We start from the raw sequence: 19,224 nt of genomic DNA on the forward strand, positions 1-19,224 counted from the left end.
AATCAAGCAAAGGAACGGCGAAGCAGGGAACGGATGCTGAGGAGGGCGATCGCATCAAAACCCAGCAGCACAATCAGCGCCATTCCCAAGGTCACCTCTGCAAATGGAGCATGAAGAATGATGCTATTTAACGACCAATCGCTGTGAACATAGATATAGCGGATTGGTTCAATCGCGTAAGTGAGTGGATTTAGGCTAGCCACCGTCTGTAACCAACCTGGCATAAACTCTATCGGTGCTAAAGCAGTACTGGCAAACAGTAGCGGCAAGTTCGTGACAAAAATCACGGCAATTAGCTCAATGTGCCCCGGTAGCGCAAACGCCAGCCCTAAGCTCAATGCCGTTACACCCAGCACCAGCATCAGCACGATCGCCACTACCAGTCCTAGACCCAGCGGATTTGGCAAGCCTGCACCGAGAAATGCGCTAAGGGCAACGATCGAAACCGTCTGCACCATGCTTAGCGTCGCAATAAAGATTGCCGATGCCAAAACGATGGAAAAACGCGAAGCCAAGGGAGCAACCAGCAGCCGATTAAGGAAACCAAACTCGCGGTCGAACATGACTGGCAGTCCGGCGTTTAGCGCTCCACCAAAGGCGGTAAAGACAATGATTCCTGCGCCCAAGAACTGCCCATAATTGGCACTTTCACCAAATAATCCTTGAGGAACGTTTTGGAACAGTGCGCCAAATAGCACCAGCCACATCAAAGGTTGAATGATTCCGGCAATCAGGGTGCTGGGTCGTCGCTGAAGTTGAATGAATAGCCGCCGCGTGAGTGCCAGCGTTTCCTGCACAAACTCGCCAGAGAAAAAACCAGGAGGAGGGGCGATTGCCACTTTCGCACTCGATGGGCGAAGCTCAGGATTACTCAGTTCTGTGGGAGGTGGGGTAATCGTCTGACTCATGGGACTCCTCTATATCGTTCAAGGCTTTTTATCTATGATTCAAAGCTTCTAATTTGAGGCTCTGTTTTTACACTAGCGCATCTGACGTTGGGTTTTGCGTTGGCTAAGTCTCTCAAGGTTTAAGTCCCTCAAGTTCTGCATCCGCAATTTATTACTCTTTCCCTAAAGTTCTTTGGCTATGACTAAATAGGAATTCATGCAGCTTGTCATATGGCTTTAGGAGGTTAAATGCGCCCACAGGCTTTTCTAATTGCTTTTTTGTCTACTTTGGTGATCAGTTTGGGGCTGTGGGCAGTTGCTCACCCATCGTTTAGCCAGAAAGGTGAGGGATTTTCTTTTGCGTTGATTGGCGATTTGCCTTATGACAATGACCAGATTGAGAAATTTGGCAATTTGACTGACCAGATTAACCAATCAGATTCCAGATTTGTGGTGCATGATGGTGACTTCAAGAGCGGTACTGATTTGTGCAGTGATGAAGTATTTGCCCAACGTAAGCAACTATTTGATCGGTTTGAACTGCCTTTGATTTACGTCCCTGGTGACAACGAGTGGACGGACTGCTACCGCGAAAGCAATGGCAGCTATGACCCACTTGAGCGACTGGAAAAATTTCGCGACCTGTTTACCCAAGGCAACCAGAGTTTGGGCAAACGAACGCTGTCTCTGAGCCGACAAAGCGAAAACTCCCGATTTGCAAAGTTCCGAGAAAATGTGCGCTGGAGCTATGGTGACGTGCTGTTTGTCGGGCTGAATGTGACAGGAAGCAACAACGGCTTTGGACGCACACCCGAGGGCGATGCTGAATATCGGGAACGGAACATAGCCAATTTAGCCTGGATGCAGGAGGCTTTTACGTTGGCCAAGCAAAATGGCGATCGCGGCATTATGTTAATCATCCAGGCAAACCCAAACTTTGAGCTAGAGCCAGCCGAACGCACCGGCTTCAACGATTTCCTTGGCGCTTTAGAAACTGAAACCTTTAACTTTCGGGGGCAAGTGGTTCTAGTTCACGGAGACAGCCACTACTTTCGGATTGACAAACCGCTGCTGCACTTCACCCACGAAGGAATTCCGCCATTGGAAAACTTCACCCGCGTCGAAACCTTCGGCTCCCCCAACGTTCACTGGCTACGCGCCACCGTAAACGCCTCCAACCCCAATCTATTCGAGTTTGAGCAAATGATCGTTGACGCAAATCGAAGCCGTTTCTCAATTTAGAGACGACTATTCTTCTGCTTTGACAATGTTAGGCGCAACACGGGTTGGGAACCATAAGCTTACGTTTTTGATTTGTCATGGGTTTTCTCTCTAGACCTGGCAGCAATGTCAGGTTTTTTTGTGGGCGATCGCTGTGAGTTAGCCTTGCAGTCTGGGAACCATAAACTCACGTTTTCGATGTGTCATTGGAAATTCCTTGCAAGAACTACACTCTCGACCTGGCAGCGATGCTAGGTCTTTTTGTTGTCAAAGAATATGATCAGGGCAATTCAGTTACCTGCCGCCCAAACTCATGAACATTGACCCCAATTTTTGGATTGGTTGCGTTGGGGCAGCCGCTCCAGAAGCTTTGAGGCTCTATAATCTGCGATCGCAGCCCGTATTTCGCTGGTCGTGGGGCTATCTAATCTTTTCCATCCCTTTTCTGATCGTGGGTGGATTCATCGCCTGGGTGCTGGAGCCATCGACTCGATGGGCTGCCTTCTACTCTGGGTTAACTGCCCCGGTGCTGCTCACCACCGTCTTGAAGGACACCGCCAAGGCGCAAAAGGAATTGGAGGAAGTCGAGAAGGAACGCGATCAAATTCAGCGGGAGCGAGAAGAACTTCAGGCTAGTAATCAGGAGTTCAAGCAAACTATAGAGGAGCTGAAACAGAAGTTGGAGCGATCGCAGCAAGAGACGACTTTACCATCAGAACGCATTCCTCCAGTTCCTTTGCCACCATCAGTTAGTCCTTCGATTCCACCACTCCCCAGTCAAATACCTACTGAGCCTGTTCCATTAATATCTCCCCAAGCACCCCAGCGATCGCCCCGAAAACCATCGGCTTCATTCTCGTTTGCGGTTTCGATTCTGATTGGATTCCTCTCTGTTTTGTTTATCAGACCTTTTATCCTAAACGAGCAGAACAGCAGTTACTCCACCGCTGAGCAACCCCAACCTGACTGGCAACCCATTATTTTGATTGTTGTTTTGGGAGCGGCGATCGCTCTATTCCTCTACCTCCGACGAAATCGCTGGTTCAAGGAATTCCTCAAAGGGATATAAGGGCTAATGGCTTTCTTCAATCTGAGCCAGTTGCCTTCACAGCGATCGTATCCTTCTGTTGGAATTGAGGTTCAACCTGTTCGATGGGAAGAGGAATACCTAGTTTGTCTGAGAGTTCCTGTACTTGCGTTGCAAACTCATTGGCTCCGGCAACTGCACTACTAATGGCTGTGGCAATCCCGATAAGTGCCAGTAGCGTAGCTTTCATTCGGCTCTGTTTGCGCTTCTCTGAGGATTGCTCCAGGTCAGCTTCTAGGTCCTCCAGATGATCTAATTGCGTCAGTCCGTTGCGCTTCTGGGAAGGACTCTGCCTTGCCTCGGAGGGAGTGAATCAGAGCAGTGATCTCGTTCAGGTTCGCACCGATGTATTGGTTAGTTTGCTGCGATGCTTGGTCTTGCATTTTGTTGGCAAGATTTCCAACGTTGCCATGTACGGTCGTATTGTAGGTTGCTGAACTCGAATGGTTCTCTGCCACAGCTTTTGCCTCAACTGTGATAGGTCTACTTGCCCCTAGCTTAACCAATTCAAAAAGGTTTGCATTTTGCTGCTTATAGATCTCAATTTCACGATCCTTCGCTTGCAGTTGAACACGGTATTGTGTTTCAGCAATTTGACAAGCGGTTTCATATAGCTCTTTAAACCCTCGCTCAAATAAACCTTTATCCGTGTCAGAGGGTACTTCCAGTCGCACTACAAGTGAGCTACCTAACTTTTTCTCAATGCTCTGAATATTGAGATCATCCCCATATTTTGCTTTTGCGTTTTCCAGTGAAGCAAGAAAAGCCTTCCAGTCAATGCCGTCGTTGAAGAACAGCTCTACTGACTCCAGAACGATTTGATAGCGTTTGGTGAATTCGCCTGGAGCAAATATTTGGTTGAGGCGTGGGGACGGCGATCGGTAAACTGAAATTGCTCATCATCATGCTTAGTAAAAACGTACTTACAAGTAACCTCTTGCAAGTTGGTTTGAGAGTTAATATTCCAGTTTTCGGTACAAATTCCTGTTAGTGTAGCAGTATGGAAATTCGTGCCTAAAGCTTTGACAGCGCTGAGATTGGCATCACTGAGATTAACACCGATGAGGTTAGCACCGGTGAGGTTGGCATCACTGAGATTAGCCTTGTGGAGGTTAGCCTTGTAGAGGTTAGCCTTGTAGAGGTGCAAAGCTAAGGTCAGCATCAATTAAGTAGGCATCAGTCAGGTAAGCATGGGTGAGATCTGTATAGGCGAGATCGGCACCTGCGAGGTTGGCATATCTGAGGTCAGCAAAACTGAGGTCGGTAAAGCTAAGGTCGGCAAAACAAAGGTTAGCAAAGCTAAGGTTAGAACCGCTGAAGTCAATCCTTACCTTTGGGTTCTGCTTTCTCCACTTATTCCACTCTTCTACTCCGTGCCTCAGTCGGTCGCGATATTCTTGATTTACCATTGCTCTCTATTGTCAAACCTACGCTTCGTGATCCAGCATCTTAAAGCACGGTTCCGAACACAGACAGTTTAGACTAAACAGGGAAAGGTACGAGTGCTCTAGTACTTCATTGATTACTCGACGAATTGCTTAGGTAGAACCCTCCAACCGCGATCGCCTCTTCAACCTGCTGCCAAATCTTGTAGGAACAGCGCCAAATAAAAAGCGGGCAAAATGCCCGCCTCACTAAGTTTAATGACCTAGCTTTTAGCGCTTCGCTAGTTTCTTAGACATCTTCCGCAGACGAATCGACTCTGGAGTAACTTCCAGCAGTTCGTCGGGACCGATGTATTCCAGCGCGCGTTCCAGGCTCATGTCGACCGGAGTCTGAAGCTGCACCAGTTCTTCACCGCCAGAGGCGCGGTGGTTGGTGAGCTGTTTGGTTTTACAAACGTTGATTTCCAGATCTTGAGGACGATTGTTCTCACCGATAATCATGCCTTTGTAGACCTTGGTTCCGGGTGAGATGAAGAATACGCCCCGATCCTCAGCGTTTTTCATCGCGTAGAAGGTGGAGACGCCTTCCTCGAAGGAAATCAGCACACCGTTGCGACGAGTATCCACATCGCCGGAGAGCGGACGATAATCCAGGAAACTGTGGCTCATGATGCCATCGCCACGAGTCAGGCGCATAAATTCACCCCGGAAGCCAATTAAGCCTCGCGCCGGAATGACAAATTCTAGCTGAGTGCGACCGTTGCCGCCCACCTGCATGTCCTGCATTTCGCCTCGACGCTGACCCAAACGCTCGATGCAGCCACCAACTCCATCTTCAGGAACGTCTAGCACAAGTAGCTCAAATGGCTCACAGGGCTGGCCGTTGACCTCGCGGTAAATGACCTGTGGCTGAGAAACCTGGAACTCGTAGCCTTCTCGCCGCATGGTTTCGATCAAGATGCCCAGGTGAAGTTCACCCCGACCCGCAACCGCAATTTTGTCGGGAGAGTCAGTTTCTTCAACCCGCAGCGCAACGTTGGTTTCCAGTTCTCGGAAGAGGCGATCGCGCACCTGACGAGACGTAACGTAAGTCCCCTCTTGTCCTGCAAACGGCGAATCGTTCACTGAGAAAGTCATTTGCAGAGTTGGCTCATCCACTTTGATCAGCGGCAAAGCCTGCGGCTCATTCGGGCAGGTAATTGTTTCGCCGATGTTGGCATTGGCAAACCCAGCGACCGCGACGATGTTGCCTGCCGAAGCTTCTTGCAATTCGATTCGCTTGAGTCCATCAAAACCCAGCAGCTTCGTTACTTTTGCCTTGACGACTTCACCCGTTTCAGTCACGAGTGCCGCCTGCTGACCTGCCTGGATGGTGCCGTTGTGAATTTTGCCGATGATGATTCGACCCAGATATTCTGAATAGTCCAGCGTCGTCACCTGAAGCTGTAAAGGCTTCGCCGGATCGCCAACCGGAGCGGGGACATACTGCAAAATTGCCTCAAACATGGGCTGCATGTCTACGCCTTCTTCTTCCAGAGTGTTTTTGGCGTAGCCTTCTAGCCCAGAAGCAAATAGGTAAGGGAAATCGCACTGGTCATCATCTGCACCCAATTCCAGGAACAGATCCAGCACTTTGTCGATCGCCCCATGCGGGTCAGCTTGGGGACGGTCAATTTTATTCACCACCACAATTGGACGCAAGCCCTTTTCCAGAGCCTTTTTCAACACAAATCGGGTTTGAGGCATCGGGCCTTCGTTGGCATCCACGATCAGGATGCAGCCGTCTACCATGCCCAACACCCGCTCCACTTCGCCACCAAAGTCAGCGTGACCAGGGGTGTCTACAATGTTGATCAGCGTTTCCTTGAAACGAACGGCTGTATTTTTTGACAGAATCGTGATGCCCCGCTCCCGTTCTAGGGTGTTGGAGTCCATGACGCAGTCTGGAACCTCTTCCCCTTCGCGAAATGTGCCAGACTGCTTGAGCAGCGCATCAACTAGAGTTGTTTTGCCATGATCAACGTGAGCAATGATGGCGACATTGCGAATCGGCAGAGTCATAAGAGAATTCCAGAGAGATTGAATAAGAGATAAGCTGCGCTTAATAGCTTCTTAACAAAGTTTTCCTAGTCGATCGGGATCGGGTGCTGTAAAGAAGCCGTAATGATCTTATCTTAATATTTCTTGGAATAACTGAGTGGATTTGGGGGCGATCGCCTTTAGCCAATCCCACGATAATCTCGATTGGCATCTGCAACGAGCAAACTTGGCTGTCAGAAGCAGGAGCTTGGCTGTCAGAAGATTGCTAAAATAATCAGCCTTCCCAACTCCTAACCCCTGACCCCATGTCCCCAGAAGTTGTTGAAATTCTCTCCGCCGACGAACTGCGTCGTACCCTGACTCGGCTAGCCTCTCAAATCGTTGAACGGGCTGGAGATTTGTCGAGACTCATGCTGTTAGGTATCCACACTAAAGGCGTACCACTGGCAGAAACGCTAGCTCGACAAATTGAAGTCCTGGAACAAGTGGAAGTTCCCGTTGGTGCAATAGATATTACCTTCTATCGGGATGACTTAGACACCATTGGAGTACGCACACCTGCAAAAACGGAGCTTCCCTTTGATTTGTCGGGCAAAACCGTTGTGTTAGTTGATGACGTGATCTTCAAAGGGCGAACCATTCGGGCGGCGTTAAATGCAGTAAACGATTACGGTAGACCAGAAGCAATTTGGCTGGCAGTACTGGTTGATCGCGGGCATCGAGAGCTACCAATTCACCCTGATTTCACTGGAAAAAAATTGCCTACCGCCAAAGAAGAACAGGTGAAAGTTTATCTACAAGAAATTGATGGGCGCGATGCAGTGGAATTAATCACTCGCAGCTAATTACCGCTCGAATAGGTGAGTGTGAGAAGCTATCTCGTCTGTCTAAATTAACAAGATAATTGTTCCCAAAAAACAAAAAGTTTTGGCAACCCGTTCACATCATTTTGTTGCCGAACGGATCATATCAATTAGTTAGACGAACGGAGCATCAGCAAAGTTCCTGCTAACTCTAAATATCACTCATTTTTGGCAATCCTTGACATTATTTACACGGGTAGAATATAACGTTAGACGTGTATAACGCATCTAACCTCTAAGGGTGAAATTGAATACCCATTCTTTCAATGCATCCGCCAGGTCTAGGCACAATCGTTTACCAACCAATACTTCTTGGTTAAACATGACTAATGCTCAATAGCTTTTGTGGAGATGGCATGTATCACATCTTTGCAAGTTCAAGGATTGCTTGTCCAAGAAAGATTCGAGCAAATTCTAACCAGTCCTGTACTTGAGTTCTATACTCTGAACCCAAACGGCGATTCTGCGAAAGTTTTCAGCACATTCATCACTCATCTATCAGTGGCTCCTGATGGGGAATCTACCTGAAATTAAGGTTTCAGGGGCCGGTGTTTTGCGTCTAATTCAGCTTTAGTGAGGGTGGAAATAAGGGAGGTGGCGATCGCCATTCCTCCTTACACTTCCAACACCTCCAACTCTGTTCAGCCCATCTACCAAAAACAGTGCTGAACCCGATATTTCACGGCTAAATTTGCTGCGCTTTGTTGCAGCAGTCTGTAAAGACACATGTTTTGCAGATGTTTTGAGTACCGAGCTTAACCTCGGTCGCTCAGCTTTAGCCTGCTCATTGCACAACATTCCAGCAATCTAATCATCAATAGGAGCTCAACATGCAATCCAGCAAAGGTTTTGGACAAAAGAACCAGCAACCTTTAGGAACTGCATCACCAGACATTACAGCATCCCCTTTGAGTACTCCAAGATACTCACCATCAATACACAGACAACGTTCCAGCGATTCTTTGATGGCTTCTACGAGCCAAACCTCATCTCAAAGATTTGCTGCTGCTGCAACCACTCCAGTCGGTAGGTCAGACTCCTCAAATGACTTTAGGGTGGTTGGCACCAAAATCTATGACCCAAACGGACGTGAGTTTATTGCCAAAGGGGTCAACATTAACGGCCCAGGCTATGGATGGCCTGGCAAAACACCTGAACAGGTAGACAACATTAAACGTTGGGGATTTAACTCAATTCGATTAAATGTTCGTCAGCTCGGTTTGGACAACAAACAAACCTATGCTGAAAACGGCACCATTGATGCGATCGTCGAGAAATTCACCAGTCAGCGTATTGTGGTGATGATTGAACCGCACGAACGCACCGGGAAATGGTACAGCTCAGATGAATTGAACAAGCTGGTCAATTGGCACAAAGGATTAGCCAGCAAATACAAAGACAATCCCTATGTCTGGCTCAACGTTTCTAATGAACCTGGAGGCTCTGACAGCGGCAGCTCCAGCGCAGTGAGCAAATATGTACAGCAAAACACTTCCGTAATTAAAGCGATTCGCTCTACTGGTTTTGACAACCCGATCGTCGTAGATGGTTGGTCTTGGGGGCAGGACAGCGGTTCCTGGAACAGCAGCCCTGTGAGTGAAAGTAAGTCTGCCATTCTTTCTTTAGGTCAAAAACTGTTATCTGTCGATCCAGACAAAAACACAGTTTTTTCCCTGCACACATACGACCAGTGGAAGACGAACACTCAAGCAAAAATGGATGATTTCATTGACCGAGTTCACGCCAAAGGACTTGCCCTGGTTGTGGGGGAATATGGTGCTGAAAACGGTAGCTCAGGCAGATTTAAGGAGACAGTGAGTGGTGTTTTGCCGGTTGTTCAAAAGCGAGAGGTGGGACGCTTTGCCTGGGCTTGGCAGGGAGGCGATGCCTTTGACCTGACCACTGGTGGTGGGGGACACAAAGCTAACTTTAGTTCTAGTGGTTCAATGCCAGATAATTTAAGCTGGTTTGGACAGCAAGTGTGGAAAGATGCTCGTCGCGCTGAGAGCCTACAGACGCGTCCTGGCAACACCCCTGCGCCTGCACCCCTGCCAATTCCTACACCCCTGCCAATTCCTACACCAGTACCCAATCCAACACCTAGTCCAGTTCCCAGTCCTTCCCCATCAAGTAGCTTGCGCTATGAGGCTGAGAATATGTCCAAATCAGGCTACTCAGCTGAAAGCTTGTCTTCGGCTTCCGCTCAAAAACTAGTTAAACTAACCGGGACAAAAGGCAGCTTGAGCCAAACGTTTAAGGGCAGTTCTGGTACCTATGACGTTGTGATGGGCTATTTCGACGAAAATGATGGTCGTTCTACTCTCAAGCTAGACTTTGCCGCAAAGGATTTTACTCTGAGCTTTGACCAGAATTTGTCTAGCAATAAAGCAAGCTCGTCTAGCTTTGTGCGACGTAATTTAGGTTCTGTGCAACTAAAGGAGGGAGAGACATTTAAGCTGGAAGGTATTCGAGATGGGGGTGAGTATGCTCGCTTTGACTATCTTGAGTTTGTCAAAAAGCCTGCCTGAAGCAGACTTCTCCTTGCCGATCAAAACTCAACCTTGGTTTGCATAAGCTGATGCCAGCAGACTAAACATTCAGGGCATTTCAATGGCTGTAGGGACGTTTCGCGAATCGCGAAACGTCCCTACAGCCATGGCGTTGTTAGTATGGGCGAGCGCCACCGCTTGTGCCGCAAATTCTTTCGATTAGCTGTACTGTTAAGCAAAGTTATGCAAATTACTAAAAGTCATGGTGCCACTTTTTAGCAAAATATCAGTGGCATATTAGCGGCTGGTTCAAGCACTGTGAGTTCAACTATAAATTCTTCAATCAATCAAACAGCGCATCACAACGGAAACATCTTAGAGGATGCAGCTTTAACTCAGGGACGCAAAGCAGACCACTTAAGGGTTTGCCTGGAAGAGGATGTGCAGTTTCACCAAACTACGACTGGGCTAGAGCGCTATCGGTTTACTCACTGTTGTTTACCAGAGCTAGATCTGAATGAAATTGACCTGACAACTACTTTCTTAGGAAAGTCGCTGGGTGCGCCCCTACTGATCTCCTCCATGACGGGGGGAACTGAGTTAGCCCAACGAATTAACTATCGATTGGCAGAAGTGGCGCAGCATTACAAACTGGCAATGGGAGTGGGGTCGCAACGAGTGGCGATCGAAAATCCGCAAGTGAAGCCAACCTTTGCGGTGCGATCGCTTGCCCCTGACATTCTCCTATTTGCCAATCTGGGAGCCGTTCAGCTCAACTACAGCTACGGTTTGGAGGAATGCCAGCGGGCGATCGACTGGCTAGAAGCCGATGCCTTGGTACTGCATCTCAATCCGCTTCAGGAGGCAGTCCAAACCAATGGAGATACTAACTTTCGCGGACTGTTTGCCAAAATTGCGCAACTTTGTCAAAAGCTGCCTGTGCCTGTGATTGCGAAAGAAGTCGGCAACGGCATCTCGGCAAAAATGGCAGAAAGATTGATTGATGCAGGGATTAGTGCAATTGATGTAGCCGGAGCTGGAGGAACATCCTGGGCAAAGGTGGAAAGTGAGCGGGCAAAGGATGCTCAGCAGCGACGACTAGGAGAAACATTCGCCAATTGGGGACTGCCAACGGCAGAGTGCATTGTTGGAATTCGGGCGATCGCCCCCACCATTCCCTTGATTGCCTCTGGCGGATTGCGGAATGGACTGGATGCAGCTAAGGCGATCGCCCTTGGAGCAGACTTAGCTGGGCTAGCCCTGCCTTTTTTGCAAGCCGCCTCAGAATCAGAAGATGCACTGCATGAGCTAGTCAGGCTGTTAATTGCAGAACTCACTACCGTTCTCTTTTGCACAGGCAATTCTACAGTGAGAGATTTAGGGAATCCTGGTGTTCTGCAAAGTTTGGGAATGAGGGTTTAGGTTTGGAGGTTAGGGAATTTAGTTGAATTTCCAACAGTTCTAAATCCAAACTCTAAACTAGATCTAGCCTCAATTCCGTTTTGGTTGACTACCCTCCATGGAGACGTGATGGAATTGCGTTTGTACTAACCCTCAAATACCCATCAAAATTCCAACTCCACAATCCCCAACCCCTAATCCCTAATTCCCACTCCCCTCATGCGCGACTTTCTCAAATACACTTTTGCTAGTTTCGTTGGACTAATTCTGTTTGTGACGCTGGGACTTGGAGGACTCCTATTTATCATCAGTGCGATCGCCACTGCCTCTCGAAGTGCTGGACCGACTGTAGAAAAAGATTCCATCTTAGTTCTCGACCTGTCTACGGAGATCACAGATTCCAGCCCGGTTTCTGATGCCAACACGGTTATTCAAGGGGTTTTATCAGACGGTACTCCAGAAACGGTGTCACTCCGCAATGTTTTGAATGCGTTGGAGAAGGCTGCTACAGATGACCGCATCGTCGGACTATATCTTACGGGCAATGTGAATGCCACTGGGCTTGGCTCTGGGTTCGCCACATTGCGAGAAGTGCGAGAGGCACTGCAAACATTTCACGAGTCTGGAAAACCAATTTTTGCCTATTCAGAAGCTTGGGCAGAACAAGACTATTATCTTGGCTCTGTAGCAGATACGGTTGCCCTTAGTCCCAGTGGACTGATGGAGCTAAACGGGTTCAGGGCAGAAACTACATTTTTTGCAGGAGCTTTGGAAAAATACGGTGTTGGCATTCAGGTCTTGCGCGTGGGGCGCTATAAGTCGGCAGTGGAGCCGTTTATCCGCACTAGCAGAAGCCCTGAAGAGCGGGAACAAACCCAACAACTGCTGGCTGATTTGTGGAGTGAGTTTCTTGCTGCTACCTCCGAAAGTCAGGGAATTACTTCTCAGCAGCTTCAGGCGATCGCCAACAATCAAGGGCTACTGCTAGCCGATGAGGCTCAAGAGGCAGGCTTGGTTGACCGGGTCAGCTATTTCGATGAAATTGTGACAGAGTTACGAAAACTAACGGGTGAATCAGAGGGAGAAGGGGAAGGGGAAGGAGAAACATTCCGCCACATTGCTCTACCCACTTATGCTGATGTGCTTGCGGCCGACGAGGATGCTGGAGGCGACAACCAAGTGGCGCTTGTAGTTGCAGAGGGCGATATCGTCAGCGGTGAAGGGAGTGCAGGTCAGGTGGGGGGCGATCGCCTTTCCAGACAGCTTCGAGAACTGCGTAAAGACGACGAAGTAAAAGCGATCGTATTGCGGATTAACAGTCCGGGTGGAAGTGCCACTGCCTCTGAACAGATTGCGCGAGAAGTATTTTTGGCGCAAGAAGCAAAACCCGTCATTGTCTCAATGGGTAGCTTTGCTGCCTCTGGTGGCTACATGATTGCTACCTATGGCGGTCAAATTTTTGCCTCACCCAATACGATTACCGGCTCGATCGGCGTGTTTGGACTATTGCCTAACGTGCAGGAACTTGCTAACCAAAACGGTATCACCTGGGACGTAGTGAAGACCGGACAGTATGCCGATTACGAGACGATCGCCCGTCCTAAAACAGAAGCAGAACTGGCAATTGGGCAGCAAATTGTCGATCGGCTCTACGATCGCTTCCTCGACAAAATTGAAGAATCTCGCCCCATTCCTCGACAGCAGCTTGCCGAAATTGCTCAAGGACGAGTCTGGTCTGGTGTTGCCGCAGAGCGGTTAGGACTGGTAGATGAATTGGGTGGGCTAGATGCCGCAATTCAGGCGGCCGTTGAAGAAGCCGACTTGGGAGATGACTGGCGGCTAGAGGAATATCCCAAATATCCCAGCTTTGGCGAGCAATTCTTTGGTCAACTGTTCAGCAGTCGAATCAACGACCAGATAACTCGTGCTGCAACACCAAGCGACCCGCTTTCTCTAGAACTTCAAAAGCTAAGAGCCGACCTGGAAACCCTAAAAGCACTCAACGATCCGCTAGGAGCGTATATGCGTCTGCCGTTTTTACCAAGGGTGAACTGATGAGGGGCTAAGGATTAGGGAAAGAGGTATTTCCTCGTCCTTGATCCCTCAGCCCTACCCAATAGGCACAGCGGCGATCGCCCTGCAAAATATGCTCAACTCGCTCAATGGCGATCGCTTCTCCCAAAATTGCCTTAAATACCTCTAATTCTGCTCCACACAGCTTTTGGCAGGTTTGGGCAGCAGTGCAGATGGGGCAATGGTTTTCAACTAGCAACAGGCTTCCATCGGGTTGATCGATCACTTCTGCCATGTAGCCTTCCTGGGTACGAAGCTGGGCGATCGCTTTCACCTGGTGTTGCCAATTCTGCTCAGCGACCAAATCAGTCAGCTTAGATTGGTAAGTTTGAATTTGCCGCTGGCTGCGCTCTGTCACTAGCCTATCCACCCCATCAGAGCCAAACACCGTTTGAATGCTGCGGAGCAAATCTACCATCAGGTCAGCGTGCCGATTAGGAAAGCGATCGGCTGACTGCTCGGTTAATTGCCATAGCTTGACGGGTCGCCCCATTGGACGACGTTCCTCGCGATAAGTCACCCACTGTTCTGCTTTTAAGGTCTGAAGGTGCTGCCGAATTGCCATCGGTGATACCTGTAGCTCATCAGCCAGAGCAGTCGCTGTTTGTGCGCCCTGTAGCTTCAGCACATGCAGAATTTGGTCCTTCGCTTTTTTAACGTCCTCCATTAACCAATCCTCCCCATTGGGAGAGATAAAAGAAGATTAATGATAGCAAACCCACTGCGTAGACCGTTAGAACCAGAGTAACTAGAAGCAAAGCAAAGAGGGTGGTTTTGAGTTTTGAGTGATCAGCTTTGGGTGAGGAAGACTCAAAACTTATAATTCTGATCGCCTACCCACAAGCTGATGGGCACTGCTTGCCCCTGGGCATCTACTTTTACCTCTACCACAAAGGCTTGTGCTTCGCCTGATTGCCCAGACTGGTTGATTCGTTCATTAATTTCAATCCGCTGGTCTTCAGGAATATAGTACGCCTCTAGTCCATAGGAAATGCTGCCGCGTCGATAGTTTCCCTGTAGGGCAATTTGGTTGGAGGGTAAGTTGGTGGGGCGATCGCCACTAATCCGCACAGGCTGCCAGGGTTGGGGCAATGAACTGGTTGCCGCAGATTGCGAATCGGAGTCTGGAGCAGGCTGCAACACGATATAAAAGGGCAACCCAGATTCAAATAAAGAGGGAGTTTGGGCTGACCAATTTGGAGTAGCTAAAATTTCTCCACCAGGCAAGTTTTGTAGGGTTTCAAGCCTGGAGATGTCGTAGCTCAGCGTTATATAATAGCCACGTAGCAAATCATAAGGATCAACCGGAACCGTTTGTAGAATTGCCGTTCTGCCTGCGAACTGCGTGTAAACTGCCTGCGCTGGAACTGCCAAAATCAGAGCGACCTGAGCCGCTAATGGCAACCAAAACCGCCAACCTGGAACGTTGTGAGTAGTCATGACGCTTGCTCCGATGATGAAGTGTCGGGGAGGATTGGACGTTTCAACACACGCATATGCCGCTCAAACCACAGCCCAACCAGGATGACGGCAACGCCGCAGAGCAAAAATACCAGCGATTTCAGCAATAGCCCGGTGTTGTATTCCAATGTGCGGCTAAGAACTTGCAGTGTCAGCAGCACGATGCCGCTCCAAAATAGGCGACGTTGCCCCTCCGCTAAGCCTTCGCGCAGGCATCCGGCAGCTAGCAAAAACAGTAGGAGGTTAAAGGCGAGGGTAGCGATCGCCATGATCGGCGAAACATTCCAATGCCATAACGATATACAAGCAATGACGAGCAAAAATACCAGCATCACCCCGTCATTCTGAGTCAGCCGCCAGTAGTTAGTACGTTGCTCTGGCTTGCCTCGGTAGAACCACTGCACCAGTGTTAGTCCAATTAGAAAGAGCAGATTAGGGTTAAGCAATAGCGGTAGTCCATTACCAGTTAGTTGAGACTGGGGCGAGGCAGCAGCCTGATTGCCACCTTCAGTCCACCAGAAGTGGTAAGACATCAGGTAAACCAAGCCACTCAGATAAATCAGCGCCATGGGTTGGGCGATCGCTCGAAACGGCTTAGGACGTGGCAAGGAAGCTAGTCTTTGCCAGGGACGCTGCCAGATTGCGTCGTCATAGCTCCACAGCAACGCAGCCGGTAAAGTGAAGGCGATCGCTCCCATAGCACCCTGTGCATTAGGAAACAGCCAACTCAGATCCATAAGGATGACTAGAAAAGAAGAGATGACGGCGATCGCTGCCAACCCAAATAAGACTCCAGAGCGGCACCGATAAGCCAGCGGCACAAACAGCACCCCAGCAATGATCGGCATGTTTTGCATCACCAATCCCAATGCAGGTAGCACACCTACACTAAACAATTCCTGGATGCCCAGCCAGTAGCCAATTCCCATCAGCAAAATTGCCAGAATTCCAAGGGAAACAAGGCGCAGACTATAGGCCATCGCGACTACACCCAATCCCCAAATCAGGCATAGGGCGTAGGCTGAACCGCTATGATGAAAAATTTGTCCCATCAGCGCCATATTCGCGCCTAAAATCAGCGCCCCCAGGAGCAATAGCCCCTGCCCAACACGCTGCTGTGCCTGTTCTCTACCAGGGGACAGGCTCAAAGGCTGCTTCCACAGATAAAATCCCAGCGCATTGATGCCAACAAATAGAACCAACAGCATTGCTACTTTTAGTTCACGTGGAATAGCTTGCCAGTTTGCTGCCACAAAGGTGATGATCCCTAGCCCCAGCAAGATGCTGCCCAGACCAACCAGGATGACAATGAAGCGATCGCGGGCGGCTGTATCCAGACGGTCAAATTCGTAAAGCTCTGACAACCGCTGATGCTGAGCTTGATCAATCACGCCATTCGCCAGCCAACCTACCGCTTCTTGCCGAAGCTGCCGCCGAAACTTATCTGACACCATCTTGCACCGCCCCCAAGGATGATTTGAGCCGATGTTTCTGGTATCCCATTAATTAAATTATTTGCCACAAAGGAATATGCCAGATACACAACTGGCTCCACGCAATCAATTGAGTCCTTTGTCTTGACTTCCAAAGTCTTTATCTTAACTTGACGATTCGTAGATTCTATTACTAAGTTGATCAAGAGTTCTCTGTTAATGAATTGAACCTGAAGCATTTTTTTGAGGGCATTCATCCATAAAGCAACTTCAAACTCTTCGTTAGATTAGGTCTTTACCATGCAAATTAAGCTGCAGCTTAAAAAAGTTTTCTTAGCCTTGTTATTTATTGCAATTGTCTATGCTTTGATGGCTTTGGCTCTACGAGCAATAGGCTTAGAAAACGCCCAACATTTTATTAAAGAAACAGGAGCCTGGGCACCTTTAATTTTTATTGTTCTATGTTCACTGAGTTTAATTCTTGCCCCTTTTAGTGGAAGCTCTCTCTTTGTTGTAGGGGGAGCTTTATTTGGCAAGGAAACTGGCTTTATTCTAAGTTATGTCGCTACTCTGATTGGGTGCAGCATTAATTATTGGATCTCTAGAAAACTCGGTCGTGGAGTTGCAAGCCGTTTCATTGGTAAGAAGAATCTAGAGGAACTGGATAAATTTATGAGGCGACTTAAAAGTCGCCAAAGCATCTTCTACATAATTTTAATCATGCCTCTCTCACAAGATATTATGAGCTATGCTGTAGGTTTAACTAAAGTCAGATATAGATATTTTTTAATTGCATTACTGATAAGTGGTGCGGCGATCGTTGCAGCTTACATCTATTTAGGGAGCAGCCTATTAGAAGCTTTAATTTAGATTGGTTTTAGAGAAAGCTAATATTTTCATATTCACCAACAATTATGCTAATTCAAAATTCATTCAAACATTTGCAGAATTAGTTTGCAGAATTAGTTCATTAAGTTGGGAAATGGCACTGCTTCAAGCTCAATATCTGCACGTTAACAGCATTCTTATTATCACGATGAGGAGTATGTTTGAGATGCAGGGCGGAGGGCTAGAGCGATTTTTGGGGCGATCGCCGTAGAACTCAAAGAGACGCGATACATCGCGTCCCAGCAGATTCATTTCAACGGATCGTGTCCCCAGTTCATCAAGGAATAGCGCCAACGTGTATCCGTCACATCGCCGGATGGTCGCTGAGCGGAATGGCGGTGAACATAGCTGATCACTCGCTTCATTTGTGCTAGATCGTCCTCTGTGTAGTCAGCCTGCTTCACTTTCAGCAGTTCAACGATGTGCCGACCTGATTTGTGTCCAGTCGACTCTTCGTTGCCATCTTTTTGCCCTACTGCCTTGGAGTCCTCTGTCTTAAGCCAAGACTCAAGCTCTTTAGGAGACATGTTCACGACGGACTGAAATTCGTCGACGGTTGCTTTGCGATCGCCTGCCATCATCCTGCTCCTAGTCGTCAATCTTTTTCAGCGATTCGGGTTTATGAGCCGCCTCTTTGCCAGATTTATCGCTCTCAACCAGGTACTCAGGACTGTCTTTAGAAGCAGCAACGTGATGCCCTTTAATATCGGTTTCTGAGGTCAGCTTTTTCTTCACCTCACCCGTTGTTTTCCCTTGGGAAGTTTTCCACTCGACGTGATCGCCTTTCTTAAAATTCTCTGTCATGAATCAGCTCCAATTAATATTTCTTAACGGTTGCTCCTATTGTCTGGATTGAAGTTCTCAAAGCAATCGGTCTTATTGAAGATTGCAGATCCAGGATTGCTTGACATAAATCTTTCTAGAGTGAGTTGTTCTACTGATTCCAAAAATTAGGGCTACCGATGGAAAAGCACTCTTTCGAGCCACAAATTTTCGAAGAGCGGCTGATTAACGGTGTATCGTCAGACAGTGCGAATTTTGCGATGTCCAGCAGTGTTACTCCCTAAGGAGACTTAGCTTTGAGCAAAAAAATAGCCCCCTCGCCGCTAGTATCAATGGCGATCGCCACGCTCACCTGGATTGCAACACCTGCTCTGAGTCAGGCTGCTACCCAGTCCTTGCCACCCAACGTGGAACAGGAACCTGGGACAGCAGATGACCAAGTAGCCCAGCTTTTCTACCCTCCTGTCAATGAAGACCAGCAGGCGCTTATGGTTTTAGGTCAGGGAGAGGCAAGCGCTCCAGCGGAGGTAGCTGAAGTTGAGTTTTCTTTCACGAACTATGATCCCTACGCTGTTCCAGATGAAGGGTTGCTGCTGTTTAACGATACTTCTGCTCAAGCCCCCCCTTCACTGCAAGCACAGGCTACACCAGGAGACCCACCTACCCTTACCGAGGCCCAACTCCAACCCGTTGTAGATGCGTTGGTTGCAGCAGGCATTCCATCTGAATCTATTGAGGTCTCGATCGTACCTGGTAGCCCGAATGTTTATCCTTACACCACCGATCGAGGCTCTGTATCTTTTGATTTGGACGCGCCTAGTCAAGAACAGATTAAGCAAGCAGTGGATGGGGTAAACGAGGCGATCGCTGACAGTGAAGAAATTTTCCTGCAAAATCTGAGTGTTCAATATTCCGTCAATGACTGCACAGAACTAGAGCAGGATGTTTATCAAGACGCAATCGGTGATGCTCGAAATCGAGCAACGGCGATCGCCACAGCCATGGGAGTAGAACTTGCGGCAGTACCCTCTGTTGCAGAATCACCGTTCAATTTCCTTTCTCCTGCCTGCGGCTCAACTGCTCAGCCAGTTCTCTACAATCCCTTTGGGCTTGGCGCATCCTACTATGATCCCGAAGCACCAGCAGAAGTTTTGGTGAGACGAGATATTTTCGTGACTTTCCCAATTCGCTAAATCTTAAGGGCTTGGCAATG

Annotated in this window: 19 protein-coding genes; 8 read left to right on the forward strand and 11 right to left on the reverse strand. The window is 48.5% G+C overall.

Annotated features, from left to right (window positions below; translation table 11 throughout):
* Window positions 1–2 precede the first annotated feature (2 nt).
* Window positions 3–908 carry an ABC transporter permease gene (locus H6G00_RS05935; protein ID WP_190687354.1) on the reverse strand — a complete coding sequence of 302 codons (906 nt, stop codon included), beginning with the start codon at window positions 906–908 and terminating at the stop codon, window positions 3–5.
* Between the two features lie 228 nt (window positions 909–1,136).
* On the opposite strand from H6G00_RS05935, the gene H6G00_RS05940 reads away from it, so the two are divergent.
* Both H6G00_RS05940 and H6G00_RS05945 read left to right on the forward strand, forming a co-directional pair.
* The gene (locus H6G00_RS05940; RefSeq protein WP_190796028.1) at window positions 1,137–2,129 is read left to right on the forward strand and encodes a metallophosphoesterase; all 993 of its coding nucleotides are present in this window, start codon (window positions 1,137–1,139) and stop codon (window positions 2,127–2,129) included.
* 292 nt (window positions 2,130–2,421) lie between these two features.
* Complete coding sequence (locus H6G00_RS05945; protein WP_190796029.1) at window positions 2,422–3,177, forward strand: hypothetical protein; 756 nt, start codon at window positions 2,422–2,424, stop codon at window positions 3,175–3,177.
* Between the two features lie 16 nt (window positions 3,178–3,193).
* Here the strand turns inward: H6G00_RS05945 and H6G00_RS05950 are convergent, their stop codons facing one another.
* From H6G00_RS05950 to typA, 5 genes are all read right to left on the reverse strand, one after another.
* Window positions 3,194–3,385, reverse strand: coding sequence for a hypothetical protein (locus H6G00_RS05950; protein WP_190645186.1), 192 nt, complete (start codon window positions 3,383–3,385; stop codon window positions 3,194–3,196).
* Window positions 3,386–3,422: 37 nt separating this feature from the next.
* A complete protein-coding gene (locus H6G00_RS05955; protein ID WP_190796030.1) occupies window positions 3,423–3,869 on the reverse strand; it encodes a hypothetical protein in 447 nt (148 codons plus the stop codon).
* A gap of 125 nt (window positions 3,870–3,994) precedes the next feature.
* Entirely contained in the window at window positions 3,995–4,357 is a 363-nt protein-coding gene (locus tag H6G00_RS35235) for a pentapeptide repeat-containing protein (RefSeq protein WP_190796031.1), read from the reverse strand.
* A complete protein-coding gene (locus tag H6G00_RS35240; protein WP_190645188.1) occupies window positions 4,323–4,604 on the reverse strand; it encodes a pentapeptide repeat-containing protein in 282 nt (93 codons plus the stop codon). The genes H6G00_RS35235 and H6G00_RS35240 overlap by 35 nt, the downstream gene beginning before the upstream one ends.
* A gap of 246 nt (window positions 4,605–4,850) precedes the next feature.
* A complete protein-coding gene (typA, locus tag H6G00_RS05970; RefSeq protein ID WP_190645189.1) occupies window positions 4,851–6,641 on the reverse strand; it encodes a translational GTPase TypA in 1,791 nt (596 codons plus the stop codon).
* A gap of 284 nt (window positions 6,642–6,925) precedes the next feature.
* On the opposite strand from typA, the gene pyrR reads away from it, so the two are divergent.
* The 4 genes from pyrR to sppA all read left to right on the forward strand — a co-directional run bounded on the left by pyrR (window position 6,926) and on the right by sppA (window position 13,428).
* Complete coding sequence (gene pyrR, locus H6G00_RS05975; protein ID WP_190796032.1) at window positions 6,926–7,465, forward strand: bifunctional pyr operon transcriptional regulator/uracil phosphoribosyltransferase PyrR; 540 nt, start codon at window positions 6,926–6,928, stop codon at window positions 7,463–7,465.
* 983 nt (window positions 7,466–8,448) lie between these two features.
* Window positions 8,449–10,011 carry a glycoside hydrolase family 5 protein gene (locus tag H6G00_RS05980; RefSeq protein WP_190796033.1) on the forward strand — a complete coding sequence of 521 codons (1,563 nt, stop codon included), beginning with the start codon at window positions 8,449–8,451 and terminating at the stop codon, window positions 10,009–10,011.
* Between the two features lie 333 nt (window positions 10,012–10,344).
* Complete coding sequence (gene fni, locus H6G00_RS05985; protein ID WP_190796073.1) at window positions 10,345–11,394, forward strand: type 2 isopentenyl-diphosphate Delta-isomerase; 1,050 nt, start codon at window positions 10,345–10,347, stop codon at window positions 11,392–11,394.
* 198 nt (window positions 11,395–11,592) lie between these two features.
* Window positions 11,593–13,428 (forward strand): signal peptide peptidase SppA, encoded by a 1,836-nt coding sequence (sppA, locus tag H6G00_RS05990; RefSeq protein WP_190645193.1) that lies wholly within the window; start codon window positions 11,593–11,595, stop codon window positions 13,426–13,428.
* A gap of 7 nt (window positions 13,429–13,435) precedes the next feature.
* Here sppA and H6G00_RS05995 read toward each other — a convergent pair whose 3' ends face one another.
* From H6G00_RS05995 to H6G00_RS06005, 3 genes are all read right to left on the reverse strand, one after another.
* Window positions 13,436–14,113 carry a metalloregulator ArsR/SmtB family transcription factor gene (locus H6G00_RS05995; RefSeq protein ID WP_190645194.1) on the reverse strand — a complete coding sequence of 226 codons (678 nt, stop codon included), beginning with the start codon at window positions 14,111–14,113 and terminating at the stop codon, window positions 13,436–13,438.
* A gap of 143 nt (window positions 14,114–14,256) precedes the next feature.
* The gene (locus tag H6G00_RS06000) at window positions 14,257–14,886 is read right to left on the reverse strand and encodes a GDYXXLXY domain-containing protein (RefSeq protein WP_190796034.1); all 630 of its coding nucleotides are present in this window, start codon (window positions 14,884–14,886) and stop codon (window positions 14,257–14,259) included.
* Window positions 14,883–16,361, reverse strand: a complete 1,479-nt coding sequence (locus H6G00_RS06005; protein WP_190796035.1) for a DUF2157 domain-containing protein — start codon at window positions 16,359–16,361, stop codon at window positions 14,883–14,885. The genes H6G00_RS06000 and H6G00_RS06005 overlap by 4 nt, the downstream gene beginning before the upstream one ends.
* 279 nt (window positions 16,362–16,640) lie before the next feature.
* On the opposite strand from H6G00_RS06005, the gene H6G00_RS06010 reads away from it, so the two are divergent.
* Window positions 16,641–17,210, forward strand: a complete 570-nt coding sequence (locus H6G00_RS06010; RefSeq protein ID WP_190796036.1) for a VTT domain-containing protein — start codon at window positions 16,641–16,643, stop codon at window positions 17,208–17,210.
* A gap of 266 nt (window positions 17,211–17,476) precedes the next feature.
* Here the strand turns inward: H6G00_RS06010 and H6G00_RS06015 are convergent, their stop codons facing one another.
* Together H6G00_RS06015 and H6G00_RS06020 are read right to left on the reverse strand one after the other, a co-directional pair.
* Window positions 17,477–17,806, reverse strand: coding sequence for a DUF3140 domain-containing protein (locus tag H6G00_RS06015; RefSeq protein WP_190645286.1), 330 nt, complete (start codon window positions 17,804–17,806; stop codon window positions 17,477–17,479).
* Window positions 17,807–17,816: 10 nt separating this feature from the next.
* Entirely contained in the window at window positions 17,817–18,032 is a 216-nt protein-coding gene (locus H6G00_RS06020; protein WP_190796037.1) for a DUF2945 domain-containing protein, read from the reverse strand.
* Between the two features lie 275 nt (window positions 18,033–18,307).
* Between H6G00_RS06020 and H6G00_RS06025 the strand changes: the two genes are divergently transcribed.
* Entirely contained in the window at window positions 18,308–19,204 is an 897-nt protein-coding gene (locus H6G00_RS06025) for an SIMPL domain-containing protein (RefSeq protein WP_190796038.1), read from the forward strand.
* Window positions 19,205–19,224: the final 20 nt, after the last annotated feature.

Source organism: Leptolyngbya sp. FACHB-541 (assembly GCF_014695875.1).
Classification (GTDB): Bacteria; Cyanobacteriota; Cyanobacteriia; order Elainellales; family Elainellaceae; genus JAAUTN01.

What these genes read in the sequence shown, in the direction of transcription:
- H6G00_RS05935 (WP_190687354.1), bottom strand. Translation starts at nt 908, where the DNA reads ATGAGTCAGACGATTACCCCACCTCCCACAGAACTGAGTAATCCTGAG.
- H6G00_RS05940 (WP_190796028.1), top strand. Translation starts at nt 1,137, where the DNA reads ATGCGCCCACAGGCTTTTCTAATTGCTTTTTTGTCTACTTTGGTGATC.
- H6G00_RS05945 (WP_190796029.1), top strand. Translation starts at nt 2,422, where the DNA reads ATGAACATTGACCCCAATTTTTGGATTGGTTGCGTTGGGGCAGCCGCT.
- H6G00_RS05950 (WP_190645186.1), bottom strand. Translation starts at nt 3,385, where the DNA reads ATGAAAGCTACGCTACTGGCACTTATCGGGATTGCCACAGCCATTAGT.
- H6G00_RS35235 (WP_190796031.1), bottom strand. Translation starts at nt 4,357, where the DNA reads ATGCTGACCTTAGCTTTGCACCTCTACAAGGCTAACCTCTACAAGGCT.
- H6G00_RS35240 (WP_190645188.1), bottom strand. Translation starts at nt 4,604, where the DNA reads ATGGTAAATCAAGAATATCGCGACCGACTGAGGCACGGAGTAGAAGAG.
- typA (WP_190645189.1), bottom strand. Translation starts at nt 6,641, where the DNA reads ATGACTCTGCCGATTCGCAATGTCGCCATCATTGCTCACGTTGATCAT.
- pyrR (WP_190796032.1), top strand. Translation starts at nt 6,926, where the DNA reads ATGTCCCCAGAAGTTGTTGAAATTCTCTCCGCCGACGAACTGCGTCGT.
- H6G00_RS05980 (WP_190796033.1), top strand. Translation starts at nt 8,449, where the DNA reads ATGGCTTCTACGAGCCAAACCTCATCTCAAAGATTTGCTGCTGCTGCA.
- sppA (WP_190645193.1), top strand. Translation starts at nt 11,593, where the DNA reads ATGCGCGACTTTCTCAAATACACTTTTGCTAGTTTCGTTGGACTAATT.
- H6G00_RS05995 (WP_190645194.1), bottom strand. Translation starts at nt 14,113, where the DNA reads ATGGAGGACGTTAAAAAAGCGAAGGACCAAATTCTGCATGTGCTGAAG.
- H6G00_RS06000 (WP_190796034.1), bottom strand. Translation starts at nt 14,886, where the DNA reads ATGACTACTCACAACGTTCCAGGTTGGCGGTTTTGGTTGCCATTAGCG.
- H6G00_RS06005 (WP_190796035.1), bottom strand. Translation starts at nt 16,361, where the DNA reads ATGGTGTCAGATAAGTTTCGGCGGCAGCTTCGGCAAGAAGCGGTAGGT.
- H6G00_RS06010 (WP_190796036.1), top strand. Translation starts at nt 16,641, where the DNA reads ATGCAAATTAAGCTGCAGCTTAAAAAAGTTTTCTTAGCCTTGTTATTT.
- H6G00_RS06015 (WP_190645286.1), bottom strand. Translation starts at nt 17,806, where the DNA reads ATGGCAGGCGATCGCAAAGCAACCGTCGACGAATTTCAGTCCGTCGTG.
- H6G00_RS06020 (WP_190796037.1), bottom strand. Translation starts at nt 18,032, where the DNA reads ATGACAGAGAATTTTAAGAAAGGCGATCACGTCGAGTGGAAAACTTCC.